At 70.5% G+C, this 13,062-nt stretch carries 12 protein-coding genes; 9 read left to right on the top strand and 3 right to left on the bottom strand.

Going from position 1 to position 13,062, the window contains the following annotated elements; genetic code table 11:
- The first annotated feature begins 10 nt into the window (after positions 1-10).
- From G4D85_RS30980 to G4D85_RS30950, 7 genes are all read left to right on the top strand, one after another.
- The gene (locus tag G4D85_RS30980) at positions 11-1,129 is read left to right on the top strand and encodes a metallophosphoesterase family protein (RefSeq protein ID WP_164017639.1); all 1,119 of its coding nucleotides are present in this window, start codon (positions 11-13) and stop codon (positions 1,127-1,129) included.
- Positions 1,130-1,144: 15 nt separating this feature from the next.
- On the top strand, positions 1,145-1,975 hold the full coding sequence (locus tag G4D85_RS49790; RefSeq protein ID WP_240359588.1) for a c-type cytochrome: 831 nt from the start codon (positions 1,145-1,147) through the stop codon (positions 1,973-1,975).
- A gap of 62 nt (positions 1,976-2,037) precedes the next feature.
- Complete coding sequence (gene sitI6 / locus G4D85_RS30970; RefSeq protein ID WP_164017705.1) at positions 2,038-2,430, top strand: SitI6 family double-CXXCG motif immunity protein; 393 nt, start codon at positions 2,038-2,040, stop codon at positions 2,428-2,430.
- A 145-nt stretch (positions 2,431-2,575) separates the two neighbouring features.
- Positions 2,576-3,814, top strand: coding sequence for an efflux RND transporter periplasmic adaptor subunit (locus G4D85_RS30965; protein ID WP_164017638.1), 1,239 nt, complete (start codon positions 2,576-2,578; stop codon positions 3,812-3,814).
- Entirely contained in the window at positions 3,811-4,506 is a 696-nt protein-coding gene (locus tag G4D85_RS30960) for an ABC transporter ATP-binding protein (protein ID WP_164017637.1), read from the top strand. Before G4D85_RS30965 ends, G4D85_RS30960 begins: the two co-directional genes overlap by 4 nt.
- Positions 4,503-5,669, top strand: a complete 1,167-nt coding sequence (locus G4D85_RS30955) for an ABC transporter permease (RefSeq protein WP_164017636.1) — start codon at positions 4,503-4,505, stop codon at positions 5,667-5,669. Before G4D85_RS30960 ends, G4D85_RS30955 begins: the two co-directional genes overlap by 4 nt.
- 3 nt (positions 5,670-5,672) lie before the next feature.
- On the top strand, positions 5,673-6,830 hold the full coding sequence (locus tag G4D85_RS30950) for an ABC transporter permease (RefSeq protein WP_164017635.1): 1,158 nt from the start codon (positions 5,673-5,675) through the stop codon (positions 6,828-6,830).
- Between the two features lie 23 nt (positions 6,831-6,853).
- Here the strand turns inward: G4D85_RS30950 and G4D85_RS30945 are convergent, their stop codons facing one another.
- Together G4D85_RS30945 and G4D85_RS30940 are read right to left on the bottom strand one after the other, a co-directional pair.
- Complete coding sequence (locus G4D85_RS30945) at positions 6,854-8,254, bottom strand: NAD(P)/FAD-dependent oxidoreductase (protein WP_164017634.1); 1,401 nt, start codon at positions 8,252-8,254, stop codon at positions 6,854-6,856.
- Between the two features lie 101 nt (positions 8,255-8,355).
- Positions 8,356-9,366, bottom strand: coding sequence for an acyltransferase family protein (locus tag G4D85_RS30940; protein ID WP_164017704.1), 1,011 nt, complete (start codon positions 9,364-9,366; stop codon positions 8,356-8,358).
- Between the two features lie 281 nt (positions 9,367-9,647).
- Here G4D85_RS30940 and G4D85_RS30935 point away from each other — a divergent pair, with 281 nt between their 5' ends.
- The gene (locus G4D85_RS30935) at positions 9,648-10,100 is read left to right on the top strand and encodes a DUF6174 domain-containing protein (RefSeq protein WP_164017633.1); all 453 of its coding nucleotides are present in this window, start codon (positions 9,648-9,650) and stop codon (positions 10,098-10,100) included.
- On the opposite strand, the gene G4D85_RS30930 is transcribed toward G4D85_RS30935, so the two are convergent.
- Complete coding sequence (locus G4D85_RS30930) at positions 10,084-10,827, bottom strand: 2OG-Fe dioxygenase family protein (RefSeq protein WP_164017632.1); 744 nt, start codon at positions 10,825-10,827, stop codon at positions 10,084-10,086. The two genes, G4D85_RS30935 and G4D85_RS30930, sit on opposite strands and share 17 nt — an antisense overlap.
- Positions 10,828-10,973: 146 nt before the next feature.
- Between G4D85_RS30930 and G4D85_RS30925 the strand changes: the two genes are divergently transcribed.
- A complete protein-coding gene (locus G4D85_RS30925; protein ID WP_164017631.1) occupies positions 10,974-13,052 on the top strand; it encodes a prolyl oligopeptidase family serine peptidase in 2,079 nt (692 codons plus the stop codon).
- Positions 13,053-13,062 lie beyond the last annotated feature (10 nt).

The following is a 13,062-nucleotide window of genomic DNA, read 5'->3' as shown; positions in this document are numbered from 1 at the left end:
GGCGCCGCCCATGGGGAACAAGTTCCGCAGCATCGAGACGAAGCACCACGAGGAGCGCGACGCCTTCTTCAAGGACCTGCAGAGGCTGGACCGCCGGGCCTTCATGCGGGTGGCGGGCATCTCCGCCGGAATCGTCGCCGGCCTGGGGCTGAGGACGCCGCACAGCTTCCAGCTGGTCAACGTGGCGGAGGCGCAGGGGACGAAGCCGCGCTTCTCCTTCGCGTACATCTCCGACACGCACCTGTACGAGCAGAAGCTGAATGACCGCTTCGTCCGCGCCATCCTCAAGGCGGTGGACGACGTGAATGCGCTGGACCCGCAGCCGGACTTCGTCCTGTTCGGAGGCGACCTGGCGCAGCTCGGGCAGGCCAACGAGCTGAAGCTGGGCGCGCAGATTCTGAAGAGCGTGAAGGCGCCCGTGAAGATGATGGTGGGCGAGCACGACTGGTTCCTCGACATGGGCGAGCTGTGGCGCGAGCTGTTCGGGGCGCCCAACTACTCGTTCGACCACAAGGGCGTGCACTTCGTGGTGCTCAACTCCATCCTGGAGAAGGACTTCTGGACGGAGAAGAAGCTCACGCCCATGGAGCGGATGAAGATTGTCGCGGGCCTGGACAACGGACTCCAGTCCCGCTTCGAGGTGGGCGGCGCGCAGCGCGAGTGGATGAAGCAGGACCTGGCGAAGGTGGACAAGAAGACGCCGGTCATCGTCTTCAGCCACTCGCCGCTCTACAAGTACTACAAGCCCTGGAACTTCTGGACGGACGACGCGGACGAGGTGCAGGCGCTGCTCAAGCCCTTCGAGAAGGTCACCGTCATCCACGGGCACACGCACCAGCTGCTCAGCAACCAGATTGGCAACATCAGCTTCCACGGCATGCTGTCCACGGCGTGGCCGTGGCCGTACGCCCCGGAGGGCCTGCCGAAGCTGACGGTGCAGATGAACCGGCCGGACCCGTTCAGCCAGTTCGACGGCTGCGGCAACGGGCGGATGGACGTGCTGGAGTCGGGACTGGTGGACAAGCTGTACAACCTCTGGGAGCGCAACCCCATCACCGTGCGCGCGAGCTACCTCGCGTCGAACGGGAGGCAGGATGCGCCGCCCCGGACGAAGCTTCCGAGCTACTGAGCGCGAGGGGACACCATGACCTTCCGGATGAAGCTGATTGTGGGAACGGGCGCGCTGTTGTCCTTCGCGGGCGGCGTGGCGCTGGCCAGCGGGCCGGAGGCACGGCCTCCCGCCCCCGAGGTGAAGAAGCACGCGGTGCCGGTGTCGAAGGACGGCGACCTCGTGGTGGGGCTGTGTGACGGCGAGACGTCGCTGGAGGTGGACGGCGTCAAGGAGGGGCAGAAGCTGACCCGCGAGCAGGCGCTGCGCGTGTCGGGGGCCCTGATGGAGGAGTGGCTGAAGAAGAACCCGGATGCGAACTGGGACCCGGCGCCCGTCGTGGCGCAGGCGCCCACGCCTCCGCCGCCGAGCACCCAGGGCCCGCGCAGTCCGCCCGCGGTGCCGCGCACGCCGGAGAAGCCCGCGTCCGGAGGGGCGATGGTCGGCGGCGGGGTGAAGCCGGAGAGCGGCGGCAAGGACGTGAAGAAGCAGCAGGGCGCGGCCATCCAGGACGGGCACACCTACGGGGCGTTCTCCGAGCGGGACGAGGCCATCTGGGCGGCGTCCACGCAGGCGTTCGTGGAGGAGGGCAACCGGGTGTTCCACGACGCGGAGCTGGTGGGCGGCACGGTGGCCGTGTCGTGTGACATGTGCCACCCGGACGCGTCGAACACGCACCCGGAGACGTATCCGAAGTACCAGGTGCAGCTCGGCCGCGTGGCGCTGCTGCGCGACATGATCAACTGGTGCATCGAGAATCCCGTCCGAGGCAAGCCGCTGGCCGATGACGACCCGAAGATGCGCGCGATGGAGGCGTACATCTACGCGAAGCGGAAGGGGACTCCGCTGGAGTACGGGAAGAAGTAGCGGCGCCCCGCGCCTCGAGCGCGGCACGGTGCTGATATGACCTCCGGCCAGCCTCCGCGCTCATCAACCATCACGGTGACAGCCTGCTCGTCCAGCCCGATGCCCTGGAGGCATTGCAGGGCGAAGGACTCCGAGGACTCCGCGGCTGCAAGACGGAGCTGCTCTTCCGACCCAAGGGCATCCCGGAGTTGCTCGACCTGCACATCGAGCCACGCGGGCTCCTGCACCCCGACTGCATTCCGCGCAGCACTCCCCCGCAGTGCCCGAAGTGTGGCCGCCACGGCTTCAGCCTCCCCAAGGAGCCCATCCTCGATGGGTCCTCCCTCCCCACAGACTTGGACCTCTTTCGGCTGCGCAACTTCGCGACCGTGCTCATCGTCACCGAGCGCTTCAAGAACGCCGTCGAGCGTCTCGAAATGGACGGCCTGACCTTCCGCGAGCTGCCGGTGCGCTGACGCAACCCCGCCACCGGCAGGCCGCCATGGAAGCGCCCCGTCCTTCACTGGAGGCAGGGGAGGGCGCCGTCGGTCAGCAGCACGGCGGGACTCACCGGTCCTAACTTCTTCCCGGAGCACACGTGGCACCAGCCGGGAGGCAGCCGTGGCCGAAGCCCAGGCACAGACTCCGCTGAGCGCTCTCCGCATCGACCGCTCGGCCTCACCACTGAAGCGCCGCCGCCGGCTGCGCTGGCTCATCCCCGCCGCGCTCCTGCTCGCGGTCCTGGTCCTGCTCGGCGTCTCCCTTTCCCGCCGCGCGCCCACCGTGCGCGTGGCGGAAGTCCGCGCGCCACTCCCGGGTGAGCAACAGACCGAGCTGTCCGCCGCCGGCTATGTCGACTCACGCCGCCGCTCGGTCATCGCGCCGCAGGTCCCGGGTCGACTGGTGGACGTCACGGTGGAGGAGGGCGAGCCCGTGAAGAAGGGACAGGTGATTGCCCGCCTGGACAACCGGGACGCCCGCGTCGTGCTGGCGCGTGCCGAGGCGGAGGTGCGGGCCGCCAGGGCCCGGCTCGCCGCCGCCCACGCCGAGTCCGCCAACGCGCGGCGCACCACCGAGCGCACCCGGAACCTGGCGAAGCAGGGCGCCATCCCCAGCGCGGAGCTCCTGGACATCGAGACTGCTGGCAGCGCCAGCCGGGAGTCCGTCAACGCCGCCAACGCCCTGCTCCTCGTCGCGCTCCGTGCCCGGGAGGGCGCGCGCCTCCAGCTCTCCCACACCGTGGTGCGCGCACCGTTCGACGGCACCGTGGCGCGCAAGCTCGCGGACGAGGGCGCCGTGCTCGCTCCGGCCGCGCTCGAAGGCACCGACCTGGGCGGCATCATCGAGCTGGTGGACCTGGACGCGCTGGAGGTAGAGGCCGAGGTCAGCGAGGAGCAGCTCTCCCGCATCCAGACAGGGCAGCCCGCCCTCATCTTCCTGGATGCCTTCCCGGACCGCGCCTTCCCCGCGCTCGTGGGCACGGTGCGCCCCGCCATCGACCGCTCCAAGGCCACGGCCACGGTGATGGTGCGCTTCCAGTCCGTCCCCGAGGGCGCGCTGCCGGACATGGGCGCCAAGGTGTCCTTCCTCCGCGAGCCCCTGCCACCCGACGCCCTCGACCCGAAGTCGCGCCCGCCCCGCGTACCCGCCAACGCGGTGGTGGAGGGCAAGGGCGGGACTTCCGTGTGGGTGGTGAAGGACAACCGCCTGGAGCTGCAGCCGGTGCGCGTGGGGCAGCGCGTGGGCGAGGAAGTCTCGCTGGAGCAGGGCCCTCCCGCGGGGACGCAGGTGGTGGTGGCACCGGACGCACGGAGGCTGCGCCCGGGGCGGCGCGTGAAGGTGGAGGCGGGGAGCGGATGAGCCTGGAGGCCGTGCCAGCCGCGCCCCCCATGGTCCGCCTGGTGGGCGTCTCCAAGACGTACCGTCGCGGCACGGTGGAGGTGCCCGTGCTGGAAGCGGTGGACCTCACCATCGACACCGGCGCCTTCGTGGCCTTCATGGGCCCGTCCGGCTCCGGCAAGTCCACGCTGCTCAACCTCATCTCCGGGCTGGACCAGCCCACCACGGGCGTGGTGTTCGTGGCGGGACGCAACCTGGCGGAGCTGGACGACCGGGAGCTGAGCGACTGGCGTGCCGCCCACGTGGGCTTCGTCTTCCAGCTCTACAACCTCATCCCCGTGCTCACCGCGGCGGAGAACGTGGAGCTGCCGCTGCTGCTCTCCCCGCTGTCCCGGGGCGAGCGGCGCCGGCACGTGGCCGCCGCGCTGGACGTGGTGGGCCTGTCCCACCGGGTGAGTCACCGTCCCCCGCAGCTCTCCGGCGGAGAGCAGCAGCGCGTGGCCATCGCCCGTGCCATCGTCACCGACCCGGACCTCGTCATCGCCGACGAGCCCACCGGCGACCTGGACCGCAAGGCCGCGGAGTCGGTGTTGGACCTCTTCGGCGTGCTCCACCGTGAGCTGCGCAAGACGCTGGTCATGGTGACGCACGACCCCCACGCCGCCGAGCGCGCCGAGCGCGTGCACCACCTGGAGAAGGGGGTGCTCCAGTGACGTTCGGCCGGCTCGTGTGGCGTGACTTGCTGCGCAACCCGCTGCGCCTGGGGCTCACCATCCTCGCGGGCGCGGTGGGCGTGACGGCCTTCATCTTCCTGCGCACCGTCATCGACCTCTTCTACTTCGGGGCGCAGGCGGCGCAGGTGGACCGGCTCATCGTCCGCAACAAGGTGTCCATCATCCAGCCGCTGCCGCTGTCCTACTACGCGCGCATCGCCGCGCTGCCCGGCGTCACCGCCGTCACCCACCAGGAGTGGTTCGGCGGCACCCTGGGCGACACGCAGAAGGACTTCTTCGCCAACTTCGCCGTGGACCCGAGCACCTTCCTCGACGTCTTCCCCGAGTTCACCGCCCCGCCCGCGCAGCTCGCCGCCTTCCGGAGCGACCCGTGCGGTGCGCTGGTGGGCGAGAAGCTGGCGCGACGCTTCGGCTGGAAGGCGGGAGACCGGGTGACGCTCAAGGGGCAAATCTATCCCGGCGATTGGACCTTCAACGTGCGCGGCATCTACACCGGCACGCGCCCCGGGGTGGACACCACCGCGCTGGTGTTCGGCTATGCGTGTCTCAACGAGAGCGAGCAGCTCCCGAAGGAGGCGAAGGACCAGGCGGGCATCTACGCGGTGCGGGTGGACGACCCGGCACGCTCGGGCGCGGTGGCGGCCACCATCGACGGGATGTTCGCCAACAGCCCGTTCCCCACGAAGACGGAGAGCGAGCGCTCCTTCCAGCTCGGCTTCGTGGCCATGTCCTCCGCCATCATCACCGCGGTGAAGGTGGTGTCTACCGTCGTTCTACTCATCATCCTGCTGGTCATCGGCAACACGCTGGCCATGGGCGTTCGCGAGCGCACGAGAGACCTGGCCACGCTGCGTGCCATGGGATTCCGGCCTGCAAAGGTAGTGCTCCTCGTCATGGCCGAGTCCGCCGTCATCGGCCTGCTGGCGGCGGCGCTGGGCGTGCTGGCGGCACCCTCGCTGGTGAATGGCTTCGCGCGGCTCATCGCCTCGCAGTTCGGCCAGCTCCCGGACAACGTGATGCAGCCGCGCACGCTGGTGCTGTCCGTGGTGGCGGCGCTGGCGGTGTCGCTGCTGGCCGGGGCCGTGCCCGCCCTGCGCGCGGTTCGCCTGCCGGTGGCGGAGGGCCTGAGGAAGGTGGCCTGAGCCATGGTGCCGTTCTTCTACAACGCGCGCAGCCTCTGGGCCCGGCGGCTGTCCACGGGCCTGACGGTGCTGGGCCTGGGGCTGGTGGTGTTCGTGTTCTCCGCGGTGCTGATGCTGGCCAATGGCATCGAGTCCGCGCTCGCGTCGGGTGGAGACGTGGCCAATGCCGTCATCCTCCGCAAGGGCGCCACGGGCGAGCTGGTCAGCGGAGTGGAGCGGGACGCGGTGCGCGTGCTGGCCACGGACCCGGCGGTGGCGTCCGGGCCCGATGGGGCGCCGCTGGTGGCCGGTGAGCTGGTGGTGCTGGTGGCGCTGCCTCGCGACGGTGGGCAGGCGATGAACACCACCGCGCGGGGCGTGGAGCCGGAGAGCTTCACGGCGCGGCCCGAGGTGCGGCTCGTCTCCGGGCGCAGGCCCCGGCCGGGCACCAACGAAGTCGCGCTGGGCAAGGCGCTGGTCGGCACCTCGCCGGACGCCACCCTGGGTGGAGAGCTGCGCTTCGCCCAGCAGCGCTGGCCGGTGGTGGGCGTCCTCGAGGCCGGGGCGGGGGCCTTCGAGTCGGAGCTGTGGGGAGACGCCACGCGGCTGGGCGCGGCCTTCGGGCGGCCGGGGTACAGCTCGGTGCTGGTGCGGCTGCGCTCGGCCGGGGACATGGACGCCTTCGTGCAGCGCGTGGGCGCGGACCCGCGCTTCACGCTGGAGGCGAAGCCGGAGCCCACGTACTGGGCGGACCAGGCCAGCGGGCTCGCCACCTTCATCCGCGTGCTGGGGCTGTTCGTGTCCTTCGTCTTCAGCGTGGGCGCGGTTCTGGGGGCGATGATTACGATGTACGCGCAGGTGGCGACGCGCATCGCCGAGCTGGGCATGCTGCGCGCGGTGGGCTTCCGGAGGCGCAGCGTGCTGGCCAGCGTGGTGGTGGAGTCCACCATGCTGGGTGCGGCGGGGGGCGTGCTGGGCGCGCTGGGAGCGCTGGCCACGCGGTGGATTCACATCCGCACGCTGAACTTCCAGACGTTCGCCGAGGTGAGCTTCGGCTTCACGCCCACGCCCGGCATCGTCGTGGGCGCGCTCCTGTTCGGCACGCTGATGGGGCTCCTCGGCGGGCTGCTGCCCGCGGTGCGCGCCGCGCGCCTGTCCATCCTCGACGCGCTGCGAACCTGAGCGCCGCCGCTCGCGCCCGCGCTTCAGGCCGCCCTGGGGAGGCGCGCCGACAGCGGCTCCGGACCTCGGGGCAGCTTCGAGGGCGTGGGCTGTCCGGCCAGGGTCTTCCAGAACAGCCGGGGCGAGAAGATGGCCTCCGGCGGCTTGAGCATGTGCATCACCTCCATGAAGGTCCGCACGGCCTCGTCGTCCGTCGCGGTCAGCCGCTGGAACCGCTCTCCGTACCAGTAGAGGAAGCTGCTCCCCAGCGGGCGCGTCTCGTCCAGCTCGGGCAGCCGGAGGTCCTCGGTGGTGGACATGGCCCAGGGACTCTTCAGCAGTCGGCCGGCCTGCTCGAAGTAGCGGCGCGACAGTCCACCGAGGCCGCTGCGCAGACTCTCGCCCAATTGCTCCACCAGCAGCGCGCTGGTGGTGATGCCCTGCCCGTAGACGGGATTGAACGAGCAGAACGCATCACCCACCACCACCAGTCCCTCGGGGACGCGAGGCAGCCGCTCATAGTGGCGCCACTGGCTGTGGGAGAAGCGGTAGGTGGGGATGGGCCCGAGCGGCTCGGCGTTCTTCATCGCCTCGTACAGGTGTGGCTGGGCCAGGGAGCGCGCGTAGGCGAGGAAGCCGTCCTCGTCCGAGGGAGGGTAGTCCTTGAGCCAGCCGCTCAGGGTTACCGCCCACCGGTCTCCCTCGACGGGAAAGAGACACCCGAAGCGACGGAGGCGCGGCAGCTCGGCCGAGATGATCATCGACTTCCACCCCGCGTCGAAGCCCGCGGGCTTGCGGTAGAGGCGCGTGGCGTAGCCCACATCAATCTGGAAGCGCGTCTCCTCCACGCGGGGGAAGCCCGCCTCCTCCAGCCACTGGGGCGTCCGGCTTCCCCGGCCGCCAGCGTCCACCACCAGCTCTGCCTCCAGCCGTGTCTCTTCGAGGCACCCGGGCACGCGGACCCTCAGCCCGGTGACGCGCGTACCCGCCACGTCGTAGAGGAAGCCCGTCACCTCGTGCCTGTCGAGGATGCGCACGTTGGGGAGCGCCGCCAGCATGGAGCGGACGCGCCACTCGAAGAGGGGCCGCGTCTGCGAGTACAGGGAAACACCGCTGTGGATGCGCTTGCGCCAGACGCCGGCCACGTGCCACGCGCAGTCGGCGGACATGTCCGTCACCTGGGTGCCGGCGGCCTGCAAATCATCCAGGAGTCCGGGGAAGATGGCCGCCGCGATGTCCAGCCCGCGCTTGAGCAACACGTGGGTCTGCGTTCCCTGCGGCACGCCCTTGCGCACGTGGCTCGAGTCCAGCAGCGCATCCCGCTCCACCAGGGTGACTCGCTCGAAGTGGCGTGCGAGCAGCCCCGCGGTGAGGAGGCCGGCCAGGCTGCTCCCGCAAACCACTGCGTGGCGGGGGGACACATCCGAGGGGGGCAAAGAGCGCATGAGGGCACCTCTCACTGGGGAGTGAGGCGCGGGCCGGACAGGCTGGGCCCGTTCTTCTCAATAGACGCCAAGGGGGCGGGTCCTTGCGTACCGCCCTGTCCTCAGCCTCGCTGGAAGAGTCGTCGCGGCTCCCACAGTGGGCGAGTGATGCGCACGATGAGCGGCTGTCCGAGCAGCACCGCGAGAATTGCACCACCGAGCAGCACGAGCAGCACGCCCGTGGCTCCGTGAATCAGGGAGAAGCCGCCAACCTTCTCGATGCCACGCACCGCGAACCCATGTAGCAGGAAGGGCGCAAGGCTGCGCCCTCCCAGACGTGTGAGGGCTCCGTCATTTCGTGGACACAACACGAAGACGCCCCAGGTGAGCGCGAGCGCACAGCAGAAGAGCGCGAGTCGCGTCGCCATTCCGGTAAGTGGATCCGCGCCGAGCGCCACGTAGCTGGTGCTGCCGTACAACCACTGTGGGCTCGGCGCGGAGACGCTCCCGGTGGCCATGGCCCAGACGAAGCCCGCCAGTGCCAGGAACAGGGCCCCGGCGAGCGCGTGTCGGCGCGGGCCGCTCCGTCCCGTGTCGCCCAGCAGCCACTCCCTGCGGGCCAGGTATCCCGCGACGAAGCAGGGGAGGAACACGAGCGTGCGCGAGAGGCCGAAGAGATAGCCCACCCACGGCAGCAGGCCCGCTCCGAGCGCGAGGGCGAGGGACACCCCCAGGGGCATGGGCAGACGGCGAAGCAGCGGCAGCATGAGCCGCCAGCACGCGAGGCTCAGCAGGAACCAGAGCAGCCAGTACGGCATCACCAGCCACTGCCAGTTCCACCCTCGTCCCAGCACCCACGCGTCGAACGCCGCATACAGCGCCTGGAAGATGACGAGCGGCGCGAGCAGCGACCACGCGATGCCGGCCAGGGCCTTCCTGTTCAGCTCCGCGCGCGACAGGTGCCCGGAGAGGAACGCGAACGCGGGAATGTGGAACAGGTAGAGGGCCGTGTAGAGCGCCCTCGCCAGCGGCTCGCGGGCGAGGAGCGGCTCCAGCGAGTGCCCCATCACCACGAGCACGACGAGCGCGCCGCGCACGTTCTCGAACAGGGGCACTCGTCCAGCGGTCGTCACACCCGCGTCATACCGGGGGATGGCCGTCGCGCACAGGAAGAAGACCTCCCGCCTTCGCGAGCCGGGTGGCGACCTCGCGCAACGCGCGCGGTGGCCGGCCGGTGATTCGCAACACACCATGACCTGGGACGGGTCTCCGGCCAGCATGGGGGCCACGAGGTACACGGCGTCGACGTCGCGCAACGAGCACGTGCGATTTGACTGCGGCCTATTCCCTCTGGCACACCGCTGTGTGTGGTGTGCGGGGCCGGCCGCCAGGGATGCGTTGCGAGGAAGGCATCATGTCGCGGTCTGGCTGGAGCAGAAGGGCCGTCATGCAGGCGCTCACCGGGGCCCTCATCTTCGGGTCGGTGGGATGCGGGGACGGTCAGCGGGAGGAGTTGGACTCCGAGCGCAAGTCGTGGGAGGCGGTGCGTCCGAGCCGCTACCGATTCGACTACACCGTGACGGGCGCGGCGCCCGGCAGGGGCCCCTGGCGCATCGAGGTGAACGAGCAGCAGGTCGTATCGCTGACCTGGGTCGGCGTGGGGGCAACGCCCACGCCAGGGCTCACCGAGGCGACCGCACCGACCGTCGAGGCGCTCTTCGAGCATGTGGCGCGGGCCTTCGACGAGTCCTCCGTCCAGGCGACGGTGCGCTATGACCCTCAATGGCACCATCCCGTCGAGGCGTACTTCGACGCAGGGGAAGAGGGCGACGGCTTCACGACCGCCGAGTTCACTCCAGTGGACTGACCGGACCCTGGAAGCCCTTCGCGCGGAAGGTCAGCACCAGCGTGTCGCGGTGCCCCTTCCCACCCAGCGGCTGGATGGGCGTGCTCTCGTGAATCACGCGCTCGTCATCGAGCAGCAGCGCGGACCAGGGCTCGGTGAGCGTGAAGCGGATGCCGCTCGGCCCCGCTGCCTCGAACACGCGCGTCTCGCCGCCCTTGATGCCTTCACGTCCGGTGAGCACCACGGCGACGAAGTCCACGCCGTCGCGGTGCGCGCCCTCGGGCGTCGGCCGGCCGATGCCATCCGTCGTGTCGATGCGGAACTGGTGCGCCTCGACGTACCAGGGCTGCGTCCCCTTCAGCGCGGAGCAGCACGCCGCGAGCCCGCGCAGCAATTGGGGCCACACGGACTGTGAGACGACGGCCGGGGTAATCGGCTCGAACCAGCGCTCCAGCCCGCCGTGCAGCGCGTTGTACTCGACGGGCTGCCAGTGCGCGCGGTGCGGCACCTGGGTAACGGCGTCGCCGTCGATGACGAAGCACGAGTGCCGGCGCGAGCGATAGCGCCCGCCGTCTCTCAAGTACCCGTCGAGCGGCAGGTCGTTCCAGGTCGGCAGCAGCGGGTCGAGCGCGGGAGCGGGCGTGCCCACCAGCTCGCACAGGCCCGTGCGGCTGAGGACGGCGTAGCCGCGCGCGCGGAGGACAGCGAGGACATCCGAGGGAGGTGTGACGGGCGGCGAGAAGCTCATGGGCGACAGGGCGCACGCGGTGGCAGCGGCGCTGGCGACGGACCATGACGGCAGCCCGCGCGGGTTGCAAGCGTGTGTGGCCGCCGTGGGAATGCCAGGCACCGCGAGGTGTTGGGGGCCCGCCTTCGGCAATGGGAGATGAGGACATGGGCAGGGTGTTCGTCGCGTCGATGCTGACCGGGTTGTTGACCGCCTCCGGGGCCGGTGCCGAGGAGGACCCCTTCCTGTGGCTGGAGGAGGTCCAGGGCCCCCGGGCGCTGGAGTGGGTCCGCGCCCAGAACGAGAAGACGCTGGCGACGCTGGAGAAGGACCCGCGCTTCGAGACCTTCCACACCGAGGCGCTCGGGTTCCTCACCGCCACCGACCGCATCCCCACCCCCGACTTCCGGGCGGGCGGCGTGGACAACTTCTGGCAGGACGCCGCCAACCCACACGGGGTGTGGAGGCACACCTCGCTCGACAGCTACGCCAGCCTGGCCCCCCAGTGGAAGACGGTGCTGGACCTGGACGCGCTGTCGAAGGCCGAGGGCACCAACTGGATATGGAAGGGCAGCGACTGCCTGCCGCCCGCGGACCAGCGGTGCCTCGTGAAGCTCTCCGATGGTGGCAAGGACGCGGTGACGGTGCGCGAGTTCGACGCCGCCGCCGGTGCCTTCATCGAGGGCGGCTTCCGGCTCCCGGAGGGCAAGCAGTCCTCGGAGTGGCTGGACGCGGACACGCTGCTGGTGGGCCGGGATTGGGGCGGCGACACCCTCACCGAGTCCGGCTACGCCTTCGTGCTCAAGCGCTGGAAGCGCGGGACGCCGCTGGCGGAGGCCCAGGAGGCGTTCCGGGGCCAGCGCACGGACGTGCACGTCTCGCCCACCCTGCTCAGGGATGCGGAGGGGCGGCTCCAGGCCGTGCTGGCCAACCGCGCGGTGACCTTCTTCGAGTCCGAGTTCTGGTTGCTCGGTGACGCGGCCCCGGCGCGCGTGCCCCTTCCCCGGAAGGCGTCCTTCCAGGCCTTCGTGGAGGGCCAGGTCGTCTTCTCGATTGAGGAGGACTGGGGCCGCTTCAAGCAGGGCGCCTTGCTCGCGTACTCCCTTGCCGCGCTGAAGGCGGACGCCGCGAAGGCCCGCCCGACGCTGGTGCTCCAGCCCGGGCCGCGCCAGGCCATCGACTCGGTGTCCGCGACGCGCGGCAGGCTGCTGGTCAACGTGTACGAGGACGTGAAGGGCGCGCTGGACGTCTACACGCCGGTGAAGGGCCGCTGGACTCGCAAGCGGCTGGCCCTGCCGAAGAACGCGTCGGTGGGCATCACCGCCACCTCCTCGGCGCATGACCGGCTCTTCGTGAAGTCGCAGGGCTTCCTGGAGCCGACGGCGCTATGGCTGGGAGACGCCGGGACGGGGACGGCGAAGCAGGTGAAGTCCCTGCCGGCGCGCTTCGACGCGTCCAGCCACCGGGTGGACCAGTTCTGGGTGGCGTCGAAGGACGGCACGCGGGTGCCCTACTTCGTGGTGCGCTCCCGGACGCGCAAGCTGGACGGGGCCGCGCCCACGCTGGTGCATGCCTACGGCGGCTTCCAGGTCTCCAAGACGCCCGTATACCTGCCGGAGGTCGGCAAGCTGTGGCTGGAGCGCGGCGGCGCCTTCGTGGTCGCCAACATCCGGGGCGGCGGCGAGTTCGGTCCCCGCTGGCACCAGTCCGCGCTGCGCGAGCACCGGCAGCGCGCCTTCGACGACTTCGCCGCGGTGCTGGAGGACCTGGTGCGCAGGAAGGTCAGCTCCCCGCGCCGCATGGGCATCTACGGGCGCTCCAACGGTGGCGTCCTCACCAGCGTGGCGATGACGCAGCACCCGGACCTCTTCAACGCGGCCGTCATCGAGAGCCCGCTCATCGACATGCTGCGCTACCACAAGCTGCCGGCCGGCGCGTCGTGGGTGGGCGAGTACGGCAACCCGGAGGTGCCCGGGGACGCCACGTTCATCGCGAAGTACTCCGCCTACCAGAACCTCAAGGCGGGCGTGCGCTACCCCAAGCCGTACATCACCACCAACACCAAGGACGACCGCGTCCACCCCGGCCACGCGCGCAAGTTCGCGGCCAGGCTGGAGGCCATGGGGCTGCCGTACCTCTATTACGAGAACACCGACGGCGGGCACTCCAACGACGCGGACCCGCTGCTGAATGCGCGCCGCTGGGCGCTGCACCATGTGTACCTGGCGCAGCAGTTGATGGACTGACGCAACAGGA

The organism is Pyxidicoccus trucidator (assembly GCF_010894435.1).
GTDB lineage: Bacteria > Myxococcota > Myxococcia > Myxococcales > Myxococcaceae > Myxococcus > Myxococcus trucidator.
The sequence above is the reverse complement of the archived record's forward strand: the minus strand, read 5'-3'. Positions and strand labels throughout refer to the sequence as shown.

What these genes read in the sequence shown, in the direction of transcription:
- G4D85_RS30980 (WP_164017639.1), top strand. Translation starts at nt 11, where the DNA reads ATGGGGAACAAGTTCCGCAGCATCGAGACGAAGCACCACGAGGAGCGC.
- G4D85_RS49790 (WP_240359588.1), top strand. Translation starts at nt 1,145, where the DNA reads ATGACCTTCCGGATGAAGCTGATTGTGGGAACGGGCGCGCTGTTGTCC.
- G4D85_RS30960 (WP_164017637.1), top strand. Translation starts at nt 3,811, where the DNA reads ATGAGCCTGGAGGCCGTGCCAGCCGCGCCCCCCATGGTCCGCCTGGTG.
- G4D85_RS30950 (WP_164017635.1), top strand. Translation starts at nt 5,673, where the DNA reads ATGGTGCCGTTCTTCTACAACGCGCGCAGCCTCTGGGCCCGGCGGCTG.
- G4D85_RS30945 (WP_164017634.1), bottom strand. Translation starts at nt 8,254, where the DNA reads ATGCGCTCTTTGCCCCCCTCGGATGTGTCCCCCCGCCACGCAGTGGTT.
- G4D85_RS30935 (WP_164017633.1), top strand. Translation starts at nt 9,648, where the DNA reads ATGTCGCGGTCTGGCTGGAGCAGAAGGGCCGTCATGCAGGCGCTCACC.
- G4D85_RS30930 (WP_164017632.1), bottom strand. Translation starts at nt 10,827, where the DNA reads ATGAGCTTCTCGCCGCCCGTCACACCTCCCTCGGATGTCCTCGCTGTC.
- G4D85_RS30925 (WP_164017631.1), top strand. Translation starts at nt 10,974, where the DNA reads ATGGGCAGGGTGTTCGTCGCGTCGATGCTGACCGGGTTGTTGACCGCC.